This is a genomic window from Nocardia mexicana NBRC 108244 (genome assembly GCF_001613165.1).
GTDB classification, from domain to species: Bacteria; Actinomycetota; Actinomycetes; order Mycobacteriales; family Mycobacteriaceae; genus Nocardia; species Nocardia mexicana.
In genome coordinates this window covers 23,637-39,708 of the sequence record NZ_BDBV01000042.1, presented here as the reverse complement: position 1 = coordinate 39,708, position 16,072 = coordinate 23,637, and the positions used below count along the sequence as shown (strand labels likewise).

General features: G+C 71.0%; 8 protein-coding genes. All 8 read right to left on the bottom strand.

Annotated features, from left to right (window positions below):
* Positions 1–84: 84 nt before the first annotated feature.
* From NM1_RS16780 to NM1_RS16745, 8 genes are read right to left on the bottom strand one after another with little or no spacing between them, the layout of a single operon-like run.
* Positions 85–981: an aminoglycoside phosphotransferase family protein gene (locus tag NM1_RS16780; protein WP_068020577.1), complete on the bottom strand. Its 897-nt coding sequence runs from the start codon at positions 979–981 to the stop codon at positions 85–87.
* Positions 982–1,024: 43 nt separating this feature from the next.
* Positions 1,025–2,755, bottom strand: coding sequence for an ABC transporter ATP-binding protein (locus NM1_RS16775; RefSeq protein WP_068020576.1), 1,731 nt, complete (start codon positions 2,753–2,755; stop codon positions 1,025–1,027).
* Entirely contained in the window at positions 2,752–4,620 is a 1,869-nt protein-coding gene (locus tag NM1_RS16770; protein WP_068020575.1) for an ABC transporter ATP-binding protein, read from the bottom strand. The genes NM1_RS16775 and NM1_RS16770 overlap by 4 nt, the downstream gene beginning before the upstream one ends.
* A 19-nt stretch (positions 4,621–4,639) precedes the next feature.
* Complete coding sequence (locus NM1_RS16765; RefSeq protein WP_068020574.1) at positions 4,640–9,061, bottom strand: non-ribosomal peptide synthetase; 4,422 nt, start codon at positions 9,059–9,061, stop codon at positions 4,640–4,642.
* A complete protein-coding gene (locus NM1_RS16760) occupies positions 9,058–10,752 on the bottom strand; it encodes a condensation domain-containing protein (RefSeq protein WP_068020573.1) in 1,695 nt (564 codons plus the stop codon). Before NM1_RS16760 ends, NM1_RS16765 begins: the two co-directional genes overlap by 4 nt.
* A gap of 11 nt (positions 10,753–10,763) precedes the next feature.
* Positions 10,764–11,762 carry an ABC transporter substrate-binding protein gene (locus tag NM1_RS16755; RefSeq protein WP_084519710.1) on the bottom strand — a complete coding sequence of 333 codons (999 nt, stop codon included), beginning with the start codon at positions 11,760–11,762 and terminating at the stop codon, positions 10,764–10,766.
* 60 nt (positions 11,763–11,822) lie between these two features.
* The gene (locus NM1_RS16750) at positions 11,823–12,929 is read right to left on the bottom strand and encodes an AMP-binding protein (protein WP_084519709.1); all 1,107 of its coding nucleotides are present in this window, start codon (positions 12,927–12,929) and stop codon (positions 11,823–11,825) included.
* Entirely contained in the window at positions 12,929–16,072 is a 3,144-nt protein-coding gene (locus tag NM1_RS16745; RefSeq protein ID WP_084519713.1) for a non-ribosomal peptide synthetase, read from the bottom strand. Before NM1_RS16745 ends, NM1_RS16750 begins: the two co-directional genes overlap by 1 nt.

The window sequence follows — 16,072 nt, the reverse complement described above, 5'->3', positions numbered from 1 at the left end:
CACGGTAGCCAATTTCACCGGAATTCGACAGAGCCTTTGTCCGCGCGAATTCACCGGACCGGATTGTCACTCCCGACGCGTGTTTCAGACACCCCGCAGAACACGATCGAGTGCCGCCCGGCCCACGGGTCCCCAGTGCGGTTTGCCGCCGGGCAGACCTCGATCTCCGTTCTGCCCCATGAGCATCAGGAAGAGGCTCTTCATGGCGGCCAGCCCGCGGGCGCGCCGGATCGCCGCCTCGTCCGCGTGCGCGTACGTGTCGAAGAACCGCGCGGCCGTGCCCACGGGCAGCAGTACCCACGCGGCGGCGAGGTCCCACGCCGGATCCCCCGCGAACATGTCACCGAAATCGACTATGCCCGAGAGCGTTCCGTCCGAAACGACCACGTTCGCGGGATGGAGGTCGCCGTGCACCCACACCGGCGGACCCTCCCACTCGGGGGCCGCGCACGCGTCGGCCCAGACGGCCCGGATATCGGCACCGATGCCGTCAGGGGCGACGGCCTCGAGTAGCTTCTCGAAGCCGTCCGTGTAGTTCCCAGGATGGGCACCGCGATCCGTGGCGATCGGCGCCTCGGCAGGCGCCTCCACATGCAGCGCCCGGAGGAAGCCCGCCAGGGTATCGGCCGCGTGGGCGCCGCGGCTGATCGAGCCGTGGTCGAGCGGCTCGCCGGGGACCCACGTCATCACGGTCCAGTGCTTGGGGAAGCGCTCGGACGGTTCGCCGAACCGCACCGGGGTCGGCACGGGGAGCGGCAGGCGCGGGGCCAGCACGGGTAGCCACCGCCGCTCCTTCAGCTGCAGCGCCGGGGTGCGGTCCATGTGCTGCATGCGCACGGCCAACTCGTCCCCGAGGCGCCACATCTGGCTGCCCCAGCCGCCCGCCACCGGACGGACGGCCAGCCCCGCCAGGTCTGGATGCTGCTCCCGCAGCAGGTCACGGACCAGGTCCGCGGTGATCTCGAGCTCGGTGCCGGGCATACGAAGTCACAGTACCGACGGCACCGGATCGAGGCGCCGGGTGCTAGGCCGGGGCCAGGTGCCAGCCCGTCGCCCGCGAGCGCTCGCTCCAGAATCCGGCGTATCGGCCGCCGCGCTCCAGCAGCTCGGTGTGCGTGCCGCTTTCGACGATCCTGCCGTCCTCGACGAACAGGATCTGGTCGGCGTGGCGGATGGTGGCCAGGCGATGCGCCACCACGACAACGGTTTTGCCGCGGGTCAGCTCGTGGATGCCGCGGACGACCACGGCCTCGCTGTGCGGATCCAGGGCGCTGGTGGCCTCGTCCAGCAGCACGATCGGGGCATCCTTGAGCAGCGCGCGGGCGATCGAGACCCGCTGGCGCTCACCGCCGGACAGCGCGGCGCCGCCCTCGCCGACGGCGGAATCCCAGCCGTCGGGCAGGCGCTCGACGATCTCGTCGACACGGGCCATCTCCGCGGCGCGGCGCACCTGTTCCGGCGTCGCGTCCGGACGGCCGATGCGGATGTTCTCCTCGACGGTCTGGTCGAACAGATACACGTCCTGGAACACCAGCGAGACCTGGCGCAGCAGCGTTTCCGACGGCTGCTCGCGAACATCGTGACCGCCCACCGTGATCCGGCCGGCGTCGACGTCGTAGAACCGCGACGCCAACCGCAGCAGGGTGGTCTTGCCGCTGCCGGAGGGCCCCACGATGGCGGTGGTGGTTCCGCTCGGCACCGTGAAAGACGCGGCGCTGATGACCTTTTCGCCGTCCCGGTAGCCGAAGTCGACATCGGAGAACACGATCTCCGGCGCACCCGGTTCGACCGGTTCGGTCGCCTCGCCCAGATCACGCACGGCCAGGAACGCGGTGATCCGGTCGGCGGCGTCGGCCGCGCTGCGCAGCGCATTGCTCAGCTGCGCCGCGCGATTGATCGGTTCGATGAACCGCGAGCTCACCGCGATCAGCGCGATGGCGGCCGGGATCGACAGGTCACCACCGGTCCCCCGGGCCACGATCACCGACACCAGGATCACGAAGACGGCCTGCACGCACAGCGCGAACACCATCAGGCCCGGCACGCTGGCGAAGATCAGGCTCGTCGAGGCCTGCTGCTGTCGGCGCAGCGCCTCGGAGAGCTTCCGGTTCCCGTCACCGACGGCGCCGAACGCCCGCAGCACGGGCTGGGCCTGGGCGAATTCGACCACCCGCGCATTGGATTCGGCCGCGGCGTCGTGCAGTTGGTCGTTGGCGCGCGAATAGCTGTTGTTCGCCCACCGGCTCACCAGCACCAGCACGGGCAGGCTGATCAGCATGGTGAGGGCGATCCGCCAGTCGATGAAGGCGACGCCGATGGCGACGCCCACCGGCACCACCACGGCGGTGAGCACGGGCGCGACCAGATACGAGACGACACTGAGTATCTCGCGCACCCCACCGACCACGATCTTCGAGATCGCGCCCGCATTCGCCGTGGCGAACCAGCCCAGCGGCAGGCCGCTCAGGTGGTCGCCGAGCCGGGTCTGCACGCCGCGCAGCATGCCCACGCCGATGCGCAGCCCGGCCATCGACTGCAGATACGAGAAGGCCGAGGCGACGGCCACCGCGACCGCCATCCACGCCGCCCACCGCCACGCGTCGCCGAGATCGCCGTCGAACAGCGCCTGCAGCAACGGGATCAGCAGCAGGTAGGCCGCGATCTGGCCGAGCGACAGCGCGAGAATCAACGCCAGGTAGCGCGGGACGTGGCCGCGCAGTTCGGCCGGAACGAGCGCGAAAACCTTGGTGATCATCGGATCTCCCCTTCGACGAGCTCGATCTCGTTGATGGAGGCCTCGTTCGTCTCCCACAGCCGCTGGTAGAGCCCGCCGGCGCCCGACAGCGTGGCGTGATCGCCGCTCTCGGCCACCACCCCGTCCTCCAGCACGAGAATCCGATCGACACCCGTGATCGTGTGCAGCCGATGCGCGATCACCAGCACCGTCCGGTCGGCGACCAGCACCGCGAGCGCGTCCTGCACCGCGGCCTCGGATTCGGGATCGGCGAAGGCCGTCGCCTCGTCCAATACCAGGACGGGGGTGTCGGCCAGCAGCGTGCGGGCGATCGACAGGCGCTGCGCCTCGCCGCCGGAAAGCACTGCGTCGACGCCGATCTCGGAGTCGTATCCGCGCGGCAGGGCGGCGATGCGGTCGTGGATCTGCGCCGCCCGGGCGGCACGCTCGATCACGGCGTCGTCGGCGTCGGGCCGGGCCAGGCGGATATTGTCCCGGATGGTGCCGCGAATCATCCGCACGTCCTGCAGGACGAATCCGACGGTGCGGTACAGCTCCTCGGTGGAGAACTCGCGCAAATCCTTGCCGCCGATGGTGATTCGGCCGTCGGTGACGTCGTAGAAGCGGGGCAGCAGCCGGGCCAGCGTCGATTTGCCGGAGCCGCTCGGCCCGACCAGCGCGGTGATGGTGCCCGGCGCCAGCTCGATATCGATGTCGCGCAGGACCGTCCGGTCCTTCCGATAGCCGAAGCTCACCCCCTCGAACCGCACCGGCAGCCCGGCACGGTCGCCGGTTGCTCCTGCCTCGGCCGCCTCCGCGCCCGCCCGCACCGACAGCTCCGGCGTCTGCTGCAACTCGTGCAGCCGCAGCGCCGCAGCGGCCCCCTCGCGCAGCGCCTGACCGCCGTAGCCGATGCCCAGCAGCGCGCTGCCGAGCCCGATGCCGAGCAGCAGGAACGGCAGGATGTCCGCGGCGTCGATCCAGCCCAGATCGACGAAACCGAGCCCGGCGACGACGACCACCAGCATGAGGAACACCGGTGTCAGCAGGATCTCGGCGGCCGACTGCAGCTGCGTCATCGGGGTCTTCCACGCGAGCAGGTTCGCCGCTGTCTTGTCGACCGCCTGCTGGAAGGTGTTGTGCGCCTTGCGCGCCTGACCGAACGCGCGCACGACCTGGATGCCGTCTACGAATTCGATGGTCGACTGCTCGATCTTGCGTTCGGAGCCCTCGAACTCCGCCAGCCGCTCCCGGTGGCCCGGCCCCATCATGGCGGCGAGCGCGCGGGTGTAGAGGATCAGCGGCACCAGCAGCACCAGTGTGAGCCGCCAGTCGACGGTGAAAAGGTAGATGAGCGCGACCAATTGGACGGTCACCGCGCCGACGAACTCCAGCCGCGCGTGCGCCACCAGATAGTGCAGCGCCTCGACATCGTCCTGCAGGAACTTCTTCACCTCACCCGAACTGCGCTCGGTGAACCAGCCGAGCGGCACCCGAGTCAGCTTGGCCGCCAGCAGTTGTCGCAGGGTCAGCTGGAACCTCGCGTCCACCAGGTGCGTCCAGACCAGCGCCCCGGCCTGTAGCAGGCCGCGGACCACCAGCACCACGATCGCGGTGATCACCAACCACCACACCCGATCCGAATCGACCGGTGTCGACAGCAGCTCCCGGCACGCCTCGACGATCAGAATGAACGGGACCACCGCACAGACCGAGGACACCACGATGACCAGGCTCGCCAGCGACAGCGCGCCGTTCACCGGAGCCAGGATCTGCTTGCGCGCGGCACCGTCGACCCTGCGCTGCTGTTTGAGCGCCACCCGATCCGGTTCCAGCGCCGGTGTCTTCGCGTCCGGCGCGGCCTGTTCGGCCGTTTCGACCGTCATGCCCTTCCTCCCACTCTGCTCACCCCTCGGCGAATGTGGACAATACGGCCAGCCACCGGTCGGTGCGGGCCTGCACCTCGGCCTCGTCGAGCACGGCCGCGTTGGCGTCGAACTGCGCGACCAGCGCCGGTCGCGAATCACGCGGCACCACGGCGGTATTCACGTCGAGGGTGAAACGTAGCGGGAGATCCGGATGCCCGGCAACGCCGAATTCGGAGGTGAACTCCGACAGCGGCACCGGCGACCACGGCCCGGTGCCGAACCGCAGCACATCGAACCGGCCCAGGTGATTGAGGCGAATCTGCCCGCGGGCGGCCAGGGTGCGGTCCGAGAGCGGCGGGCGTCCCGCGTTCGGCGCCCAATCCTGGATCTCCGCCGCGGGCACCAGCGCCGTCTCCTCCACGGTGAACCAACCCACCCGGCGAGTGTCGTCGTCCGGCGCGCGTCCGTGCGACTCCCGGGTCACCGCGATGCGCCCGGCGAAGTCGGCGGTGTCGGCCACGATCTGCGCGCAGGCCGACAGCAGCGCCTCCTCCAGCGGCACATCGGCTTCGGCGCAGCGGGACAGCAGGCGCTCGGTCTCGTCCGGTCCCAGCTCGACGACGCGCTGAATCGCCTTGCCCGCCTTGTCCGTCGCCGGATCGGTGAACCTGCCACCCAGCGGCGCTCCCAGGATTGCGGGTCGGATGCCACGCACGCCTACACCATCGCCATCCGCACGGTCGCGTCGTTCGTTGAGCGGCTTCTCCCCCTGCTCCAGCTGCCGCAGGTCGTCCATGAGGATCAGCCAGGACACGACGTCGACGGCCAGGTGGTGAATCGACAGCAGCAGGCGGCGATTCGGGCCGTTCAGCATGGTGGCGGCCACCATGCGCCCCGCCTCCGGGTCGAGGCGTTCCACGGTGTCGGCCAGAGCGGCGGCCGCACCGCCGGATTCGTCGGAGACCGAGATCAGCTCGGCCGCGCTCGACGCCTCACTCACCACCAACACCGATGTTCCGGACTCATCGACGCTCAGCCGAGAGCGCAATGTCGGGTGCGCGGTGGCCAGTGCCTCCAGCCGCGTGACGACGGCCTCCACCGACACGTCCTGCGGCAGCGAAATCACCTGGGACTGCGCGAGATAACGGTAGTCGCCGTTGGCGATGATCTCGTGCGCCAAATCGGTCAGCGGTAGGACCGCCCCGGCGGGAGTCACTTCGGCGGCGGCCTCGTCGTCCCGCGAATCCGGATCGTCCAGGCGGCGCGCCAGATCGCGCAGGTCGGCGGCGGCGAGCACATCCCGCGCGGAGATGCGGAAGCCCGCACCCCGCAGCCGCGACACCAGGTCGATCACGCCGATGCTGTCGATGCCCAGATCGACCAGGCTGTCGAGGATTCCGATCCGCGCCCCACCGGACTCCGCCCCGCGCCGGTCCATATCGCCATCGGTGGTTTCCGACCTCGCGGTCATGGCCCCGATCACGGCGATCAAAGTGCGCTCGGTCTCGGTTTCCGGCTCCACCGCAGCAGTTGCCCCGGCGGGCCGCGCCAGCAGTGCGGCCGCGGCGTGCACATCCAGTTTGTCGTTGCGGTTCAACGGAATCTCGCCGACGTGCACGATGCGCGTCGGCACGAGAAACTGCGGCAACCGCCGCGCCAGTGCCGATCGGATCTCCGCCACCGACCGACCGCCGACGACCAACGCCCCCAACCGGGTTCGGCCGTTCTCGGTGAAGGCCAGGGCCGCCGCATGCCGCACACCGTCGAGTTCGCGCAGCACGACGGTGACCTCGTCGGGCTCCACCCGGTAACCGTTGATCTTCACCTGACTGTCGATGCGTCCCTCGTAGGCGACCGTGCCATCGGCGCCGCGGCGCACCAGATCGCCGGTGCGGTAACGCCTTCCACCCGCACCGGCCACGAACGCCGCGGCCGTCGTGCCCGGCCTGCCGAGATATCCGAGGGCCAGCTGCGGGCCCGACAGGTACAGCTCGCCGGTACCGCCGGGCGGCACCGGGCGCAGCCGATGATCGAGAACCTCGGCCCGCATCCCGTCGAACGGTCGGCCGATGGTGGGCGCCGCGTGCTCGTGCACGTCGGCCATCAGGGCCTCCACGGTCGTCTCCGTAGGGCCGTAGAAGTTGATCACCCGGGTGGTGGGCAGGCCCTGCAGTCGCCGCCAGGTATCCGGGCTGATCGCCTCGCCACCCAGCGCCAGCACCGCCAGCGGGCAGCGTTCGTCCTCGCCCTGCTTCTCGAAAAGCCCGGCGGCGACGAGCCGATTCAGCATGGACGGCGACGTGTCGAAGATGTCGATCCCGTACTCGTCGATCGCCGCGACGATCCGCTCGGCATCGGTGCGCACCTCGTCGCCCAGCAGCACCACGGTATGCCCGCTCAGCAGCGCGACCGTCGGCTGCCACGCGGCGTCGAATCCGGTCGACCAGCCGTGCCCGATCCGCAGCGGCCGGTCGGCCACCGCTGCCGCGGTCGGCGCGAAGATCCGGCGCTCATGGTTGGCCCAGTGGTTCAGCAGCGAACGATGCGATACCGCAACGCCTTTCGGGCGTCCGGTGGTGCCGGAGGTGAAAACGACGTAGAAGGGCACGTCCGGGTGCGGCACGGGCGCCGCCACCGACTCGGCACGCAGATCGCCGGATTCCGCGAACCGCAGGCGGCCGGCATTATCCGGAATCGCGTGCAGGCAGTCGATTCCCGACGCACGAACCTCGGCTATGACATCGGCGCGAGCGGCATCGGCGAGAATCATCCGGCCGCCCGCGGTGGTCAGCATGTATGCCACGCGGTCGGCGGGGGTCGCGGGGTCGACATGAACGCACGTGGCACCCGCCAGGCCAACGGCGAAGGGCGCGTGCAGCACTCGCCGATCCCGCGGCAGCATGACCGCGACGGCATCCCCCGGCCGCACCCCGGCGGCCCGCAATTCGGCCGCCAATGTCCGTACAGCCGAACCGAACTCCTCGAAACTCTGCTCCCCCACCGCATCGATCACCGCTGCCCGCCCGGCCGCATCGGCGGTGGCATTCAGCAGTGCCCCCGGCACTCCGCCGATACCCGCAGCATTCGATTCCGGCACTCGCCGGAAAGACGAGGAGACTCGCGCATCGGACGGCGAAGGACCCGCCGCGGTGATCGCGACCGGCTCGTCGTCCAGCAGCACGTCGGCATCGCAGGCCCGGGCGGCGCCGATGAGCCGCTGGGCCACCGCCAGCACCCGTCGCGCCATCCGGTCGGGATCGAAGGTGGCCAGCAGGTCCGGTCGCGTCTCGACGCGGCAGATCAGCTCGCCGTGCTCGAGCACCGGCACCACCGCCATCGGGTAGTGGCTCGGCGAATCCACCCGGCGCGCGGTCATCGTCGCCCCGCCGCCCATCGGCATTCCGGCGGTGACGGCACCGACGGGCGAGTTCTCGAAGACCAGCAGGGTGTCGAAGAGCTGCCCGGCGCCGGCGTGCCGGGTGATCTCGGCGATGCCGAGGTATTCGTGGGCCCGCAGCCGCGCCACCTCGCGCTGCAGCTGCGCGCCGATCTCCCCCGGATCCCGCTCGTCCATCCGCACCCGCACGGGAATGGTGGTGACGAGCGCCCCGACGAGCCGTTCGGCATTGGGCAGCGAGGCGTCCCGCCCCGAGGTGGTCTGCCCGAACACCACGTCGTCGCGCCCGGTGAGCCCGGAAAGCACACGCGCCCAGGCCATCTGGAGCAGCGTATTGAGAGTCAGTCCGCGCCCGCGCGCCCAGGTGAGCAGTGCCGCGGTGGTGCCCGGGTCCAGCCGCGCCTCGCCCACCACGGGGAGGTCGAGCTGGGCCGGTGCCGGAGGCCCGACCATGGGCATCGGCGCGAGCCCGGCCAGCGCCTCGGCCCACGCCCGCCCCGACGCCGCGGTGTCCCGGGTCGCCAGCCACGCCGCGTGCTCGCGCAGCGGCGGCGCGGTCGGCAGGGTGTCGCCCGCACCGCGGTGCAGCGCGATCAGATCGGAGAACAGCAGCGGAATCGACCAGCCGTCGACGACGATATGGTGTGCGGTGCAGACCAATTCGTAGTCGGCCTCGCCGACCCGCGCGACCACCACCCGGAACAGCGGTCCGCGCTCGAGGTCCAGCCGCCGCCGTGCCTCGTCCCAATACAGTTCCCGCGCCGCCGCATCCGGATCGTCCGCCTCGCGCAGATCGACCTCGCGCCAGCCGATCCGCCCGGCCGAGGTGATGACGAGCACCGGATGCGGCACGTCCTCGGCCAGCACCGCGCCGCCCAGATGCGGGTAGCGGCCGAGCAATTCGTCGAACGCGGTCCGCAGCGCGGCCGGATCGGTCAGATTCTCGACGCGCACCGCGAAGGTGACCAGATAGGGATCGACACCGCGCGATATCGAACTCACCGAGTACAGTCCCCGCTGCAGCGGGGACAGCGCGACGACATCGAGGATCTCGACGCTCACTGCGCGGCGAACTTCCTGCCGAGCGCCTGCAGGGCGGCCTGATCCAGGCCGGAGGCGGCCATCGGCGCCACCTCGGGCGCGGCCGGTTCCTCGGCGCCTGCGGCCGTGTCGGCGTCCGTAAGCTGTTCGGCGAGTTCATGAATCGCCGGGAACTCGAACACCTTCTGCACGTCCAGCGTGTATCCCCGCTCGCCGAGCAGGGTGACCAGCCGCAGCGCGGCGATGCTGTCGCCGCCGAGCGAGAAGAAGGTGTCCGCGCGCCCGACCTCGTCGTCGTCCTCGAGCTCGAGGATCTCGCGGATGGCGCTCGCGATCGTCCGCTCCGCGTCGGTGCGCGGGGCGCCGCCCAGACCGGTGGCACCCGTTTCCGGTGCGTCGACTCGGGTGAACAGCACGGGCGCCGATGCGGGCGAGGACTGCGGAACATCCGGCCCGGCGGCCCAGTCCGCGCACAGCTGCTCGAGCAGCCCGGCGAATCCGTCGATGCCGGGATGTCCGGCCAGCGCCGGCGAGAACCCGACGGTCACCGTCGCGCCGTCGGTGTCGGTGACGACGTCTACCGCGATATCCACCCCGTGCGGCCGCGCGACGCGCCGCGCGAGCTCGCGCACGGTCCGTCCGGCGGGTGCGCTCGCGCTCTCCGAGCGGACGTTGACCAGGGCCTGGAACAGCACACCGCTCGATACCGCGGCCGCACCCCGCAACTGGTGGGTGAGGCGCTCGATGCGGGTCGCCGCGTGCGCGCGAGCCTCGGCCGCGACCCGGGCCGCATCCTCGATCGACTGCCGCGGCGTGCGATCGGCGGCCGGATCGAGCCGCAGCACAAGATGATTGGCGTATGCCCCGAACGCCGCCTCCGCATCGGTGCCGCGGCCCGCATCGGCGACACCGACGGCGATATCGTCACCCATTCCGGCCTCGCTCAGCGCACGCGCCACCACCGCGGCGAGCGCGGTGTCGACCGTCACGTCCGCGGCCAATGCCCCGATGGTGGCGATCGGCAGCCGGAACACGCGATGGGCGGCCGGTGAGACGGACTGTCCGGCACCGGCTTCCGGGTCCGCGGGCGCGATCTCCGCCCGCTCCGGCAGGTCGGCCAGCCGCTCCAGCCAGTAGTTCAGATCGGCGTCCCCGGAGGCGTCGGCGGCCAGCGTCTTCAACTGCGCCGCGGCGAAGGTCCGATACTGGGCCGCCTCGGGAACCGGCGCGCCGTCGTAGGCCGCGAACAGCACGGCGACCAGCAGCTCGATCGACCGATCGTCGGCGGCCACCGGATGCGCGGCGAGCGACAGCACATCGCGATCCGCCAACCGGTACAACCGGATTCGCACAGGAGGCCCGGCCAGGAGATCGAACGCGTGCGCGGCGTCGTCCAGCAGTACGCGCGTCAGCTGCGCCCCGTCCGGCTCCACGACCTCGACCACCGACTCCGGTGCGGGAACCACCCGCTGATAGGGAATCCGGCGATCGTCCGGGTACACGGTCCGCAGGATCTCGTGCCGCGAAATCACCGCCACCGCGGCACGGTCCAGCGCCTCGGCATCCAGGCCGGGCGAAATCTCCAGCGCCACGAACAGATTGGCGGCCGGTGTGCGCCGCATGCGTTCGGGCAGCAGCGCGGCCTGCTGCGCCAGCGACAGCGGGACTCCGCGGGCGGCGGGAGTCGAACTCGGCACGGAGGATTCGGGCATGGCGGTACCTCTCACTTCCCGACGTTCGCGAGCGTCGGCTCGAGCTTGTCGAGCACGTACGGCAGCGACAGCGCGGTCGGCAGGTTGATGGCGTTGATCGTGATCATGTCGATGAAGGCGATGCCGCCCTGACGCACCGACGGCAGCTCGGCGTACCCCGGCAGCTGCTTGAACTTCTGCTCGAGGCCGGGCGCCGCGCCGCAGACCAGCAGATCGGCGGTGAGATCGTTGAGCCGCTCCGGCGACAGGGCCAGCCGCCCGCCGGTCGGCGCCTCCTGCACCAGCTTGTCCGGCATCGTCATGCCCATCCGGGAGAACACCTGGGCCGAGCCGTCTTTCGGGTCCGCCAGCACCATCAGCTGGGTCGGCGTGGTCAGCATGCAGGTGAGGAACGTCTTGCCCTTCAGGCCCGGATGCCTCGCGGCCACCGCGTCGATCTTGCCGTGCACATCGGCGACGACCTTGTCGGCGTCGGCCTGCCGGTGCAGGGCCTTGCCGAGCGTGGTCACCTGGTCCTCCCAGGGGTCGACCTGGGCGCCGGTGAGCGGGCCGATGGTCGGGGCCAGCTTGGACAGCTTGTCGTACATGGCCTTGTCCATCATGAAGCCGGGGGCCACGATGAGATCGGGTTCCAGCGCCGCGACCTGCTCGGCGAGATCGCCGCCCATGGTCAGCGCCTTCGACTGCTGCGACAGCGACGGCGGCAGCCACGGAACGGTCGCCCCGGGCCCGCCCGGAACCAGGTAGCCGACGGGCGTAACCCCCAGCGCCACAGCGGCATCCAGCCATTGGGTACCGATGGTGATCACCCGCTTCGGGGTGCCGTCGATCTTGGCCTCGCCCATGGTGTGGGCGATGGTCACCTCGCCGGACGATTCGGAGTCGCCGGACCCGCACGCGGCCGCGCTCAGCACGAGCCCCAGTGCCACCGTGACGAGACCGATCCGCTGCATCACGGCGCGCGTGCGTCCCCCGAGGGCTCGTCTCGCGCGTGTTCGACCAGGGTTCATTCCGTCAGCTCCTTCTCCACGATCCGCCGACTGCACGGATCCTCAGAACAGTAGCTTAGGCTAAGCTAATACTGGTGCCGGAGTGAGTCGCCCCACGCTTCGCCGCGATGCCGCATGGTCGGGCTCGTCCTCGAATACGAGCCAGCCCTCGCTCGTCCAGCGACCACGGCCACCGGTCCGCAGCAGCCTGGTGGCGGTGCCGTCGACCGGGAACGGATCGGCGACGAAACGGCTCGACTCGGCCCCCTCGCCCTCGGCCAGCGCTGCGCCTCCGGCATAGATCTCACCGACGACGCCGGGCGGCACCGGCTGCCCGTAGTCGTCCAGGACCAGCACGCGGGCGCCGGGAATCGGCCGGGCGCGGCCGCTGCCGTCGAGCGGTCCGCGCGCGACGGCGCCGGCGTACTCCGGCAGGTCGTACCCGAAGCTCGCGACGGCCTCCGGGGACAGTGTGCGCAGATGACCGGAAAGCCCTGGCGGACAGGCGGTTCCGACGACGTCCCAGCGCTGCACCGTGGACAGGCCACCGGTATCTCGCAACCCCAGGAGGATTTCGGGCGCCGCGACGACGTGGGTCACCGACCGCGACCGGATCACCTCGCTCAGGGCGACCGGATCGCCGCGCTCGGCCGCGGTGGGGACCACCAGCGTCGCCCCGTCCGCGAGCGCGGCCAGCAGTTCGATCAGCACGTGCGAGCAGTCCCAGGGCGCCACGACCAGCCGCACATCGGCGGAGCCGAGCGCGGGATCGGCCGCGTCCCACCGGCGCTCGACCGCCACCGCGCGGCGGTCGGCGACGGCCGCGGTCACGGCCCGCGGTGTCAGCACGACGGCGCGGCCGTCGGTACCGCGAACGCGGAGCGGTTCCCCGTCCTGGGCGGCGACGGCGGCCAGCAGCCGCACGGCGACGGCGACATCGCCGCGGTCCGTCTCCCGGCCCCGCTCGATACGCGCGAAAAGTTCGCCGTAGTCGAGGCTTTCATCGCCGCAGTGCACCGCCGTGCGGATGATCGGCACCGCCTGACCCCGCCGGATCAGCCCGGAGATACCCACCACGTCCGACAGTTCGACCCCGGTCGCCCACTCCCCGAGCACCCGCTGCCGCACCGGCGCCGACAGCTCGGATTCCGTTCGTGCACTCGATATCTCGAACATCGCGCTCGACATCAGCCAACCTCCAGCGGGGTGTTGCGGGTCGCGGCGGCCTCGATCAGCGCCGCCAGGCCACTCACGGTCGGAGTCTCGAACAGCATCCGCACGCCGATCTCCACGCCGAACTCCGCGCGGACGCGGGCGAGCAGCCGGGCGGCCAGCAGCGAGTGGCCACCCAGGTCGAAGAACGAATCGTCGGCGCCGACCCGATCGCGCCCGAACAGCCGGCCGAACAGCTCGGCGAGCCGAATCTCGGTGGCGGTTCCGGGTTCCCGGTACAGCTCGGCGCCGGTCGGCGCGGGGCGCGGCAGCGCGCGGCGGTCGAGCTTGCCGTGTTCGGTGAGTGGAATCTCGTCGATCACCGCGAATGCCGAGGGCACCATGTATTCGGGCAGCACCGCCGCGGCGTGGGCGCGCACCTCGTCGATGTCGACGGCCGCCCCCGCGGGCACCAGGTAGGCGGCCAGGCGCGTCCCGATGACGGTGTCCGGCACCGTCGTCACCACGCAGTGCGCCACGGACGGGTGGTTCGCGACGGCGGCCTGCACCTCGCCGAGCTCGATCCGGTAGCCGCGCACCTTCACCTGTTCGTCTGCGCGGCCCACGAATTCGAGCTCGCCCGCGGTATTGCGGCGAGCCAGATCGCCGGTGCGATACAGCCGCCCCGCGCCGAAGGGGTCGGCCACGAAGCGTTCGGCGGTCGCGCCGGGGCGATTCAGATAGCCGCGCGCCAATTGCGCACCGCCGAGGTAGATTTCGCCGACCACACCGGCCGGAACCAGTTGCAGCCGCTCGTCCAGCAAGTACACGCGGACATTGCGGTTGGGGTGACCGATCGGCACGATCCGGGTTCCCTGCGGACCCTCGACCGTGAGATGGGTCGCCGACACCACCGCCTCGGTGGGGCCGTAGTGGTTGCGCAGTTCGGCATCGAAGACACCGGCGAACCGGTCGGCCAACTCCCCGTGCAGCGCCTCGCCGCCGACCGGGACGTGCCGCAGCGCCCGCCACTGGTTCACCTCCGGCAGCATCAGGAAGGTGCTCAGCAGCGACGGCACCATATGCAACACGGTCACCCCGCAGCGCGCGATCAGATCGGCGACGTACGGGATGTCGCGGAAGGCGTCCGGTTTCGGAATCACCAGGCAGGCACCGAGAGTCAGCGTGACGAACACGTCCAGCAGGGAGGCGTCGAAACTGACCGACGACGACTGCAGCAGCCGGTCCCGCGCGGTCATCCCCCACTGCGCGCAGAAGCCCTCCAGGTGTTCGGCGATCGCCGCGTGCGGCACCGGCACGCCCTTGGGGACACCGGTGGAACCGGAGGTGTAGATGACATACGCCAGGTTTCCGGGCCGCAGCGGGCGCACCCGGTCGGCGTCGGACGGATCGTGGTGCGGCAGCGCGGCCGCCGCCTCCTCGGCGGCGGCCAGTTCGGCGCGTCCGAGTACGAAGCCCGGTCGGGCGTCGGCGGCCAGCAGGTCGATGCGCTCGCGCGGGTACGCCGGATCGATAGGCAGGTAGGCGGCGCCCGCCTTCAGCACCGCCAGCACGGCGACGACGAACTCCACCGAGGTGGTCAGCCGCAGCCCGACGATGTCCTCGGTGCCGATACCCTGCCGGATCAAACTGTGCGCCAGGCGATTCGCCCGACGGTTGAGTTCCTCGTAGGTGAATTCCCGATCGTCGTCCGGGGCCGAGACGACGGCCGTGGCATGCGGCTCCGCGGCCGCGCGGCGCTCGAACAGGGCGGTCAGCGTGGTGGGTGTGGTCGCGACGAGTTCGCCGTGCGACCGTTCCAGGATCCCGGCTCGGTCCCGGCTGCCGAACATGTCGAGATCGCCGATCCGGCTCTGCGGCCGCGCCAGCGCGCCGTCCAGCAGCCGGACGTAGTGGGCGAGCAGCTGCTCGACGATCCGGTCCTCGAGCAGGTCGGCCCGGTACTCGGCCTCGATGCGGGCGCCGCCCGCGTCGGTGACCACGGTGAGCGCCAACGGGATTCGGGTGCTCGGGCTGCCCAGCTCGATCCGGGTGGCGGTGGCATCGCCGAGCTCGAATCCGGCATCGCCGGTGCGCATCCCGAATTCCACGCGCACCAGCTGCTCCAGCCCGTCCCGGCCGCCGCCCCGGTCCGGATTGATCTCCCGCACCACGCGATCGATCCCGGTGGCGCGGTGCGCGGATGCCTCGGTGACCGTGCCGTGCACGGCGGCGGCGCAGGCGGCGAAGGTGTCCTCGGGCCGCACGGTGGCCCGCACCAGCAGGGTATTGCCGAAGTTGCCGATGCGATCCCGCTCGGCCGCGGTCCGCACCGAAACCGGCACGGAGACCAGGAAATCGGTGGCGGCGGTGTACCGATGGATCAGGACGTCACAGGCCGCGAGCAGCACCGAGAACGGCGTCATCTCCTGCGCGCGGGCGAATTCGCCGAGGCGGTCGGCGAGTTCGGCGGGCAGCTCCCGGACGCTGCGCTCGGCGCGCAGCGAGCCCAGCCCGGCGGGCACCACCCGGCCGGGCAGCTCGAGCGGCTGCGGCAGCGGGCACAGTGTGCGGCGCCAGAAGCCGATCCCGTCTTCGCCTGCCGCACCGTCGATTTCGGCCGCGTCGGATTCGGGCTCGGCTGCCGCGGCGCCGGTGCGCGGGCCTGACGTCCCGTCGTAGTGGTCACCTATCGCCTCGCAGAACACCGCCCACGATTCGACGTCCCAGCCGATGGCGTGCACCACCAGCGCCAACAGGTACTCGTCGGCCGCGGTGCGGATCAGCAGGCAGCGCAGCGGCGATTCGCCGGTGAGGTCGAAGGGCCGCGCGGCCTCGCGACGCACCAGCACCTCCAGCCGCCGAGCCCGGCTCGATTCGGCCAGGTCCGAGACATCCTGCTGCTGCCAGCTCGGCGTCACATCCGGGCGGGAGATCCGATAGGGCTCGCCGTCATCGTCGGAAGCGTAAGTACCGCACAGGATCTCGTGCCGGGCGGCCACCGCCGCGACTGCCGCGCGCAGACGATCGGGGTCCACCGCGCCGCGCAGCCGATACACCGCGCAGCTGTTGAGGGTCGTGTCCTCCGGATCGCGGGTCTGCAGGAACCAGACGCGGCGCTGCCCCGGCGACAGCGAGTTCACGCTGTGTCCGTTTCCGGCGCGGGCGGGGGCCTGCAT

What these genes read in the sequence shown, in the direction of transcription:
- NM1_RS16780 (WP_068020577.1), bottom strand. Translation starts at nt 981, where the DNA reads ATGCCCGGCACCGAGCTCGAGATCACCGCGGACCTGGTCCGTGACCTG.
- NM1_RS16775 (WP_068020576.1), bottom strand. Translation starts at nt 2,755, where the DNA reads ATGATCACCAAGGTTTTCGCGCTCGTTCCGGCCGAACTGCGCGGCCAC.
- NM1_RS16770 (WP_068020575.1), bottom strand. Translation starts at nt 4,620, where the DNA reads ATGACGGTCGAAACGGCCGAACAGGCCGCGCCGGACGCGAAGACACCG.
- NM1_RS16760 (WP_068020573.1), bottom strand. Translation starts at nt 10,752, where the DNA reads ATGCCCGAATCCTCCGTGCCGAGTTCGACTCCCGCCGCCCGCGGAGTC.
- NM1_RS16755 (WP_084519710.1), bottom strand. Translation starts at nt 11,762, where the DNA reads ATGAACCCTGGTCGAACACGCGCGAGACGAGCCCTCGGGGGACGCACG.
- NM1_RS16750 (WP_084519709.1), bottom strand. Translation starts at nt 12,929, where the DNA reads ATGTCGAGCGCGATGTTCGAGATATCGAGTGCACGAACGGAATCCGAG.
- NM1_RS16745 (WP_084519713.1), bottom strand. Translation starts at nt 16,072, where the DNA reads ATGCAGGCCCCCGCCCGCGCCGGAAACGGACACAGCGTGAACTCGCTG.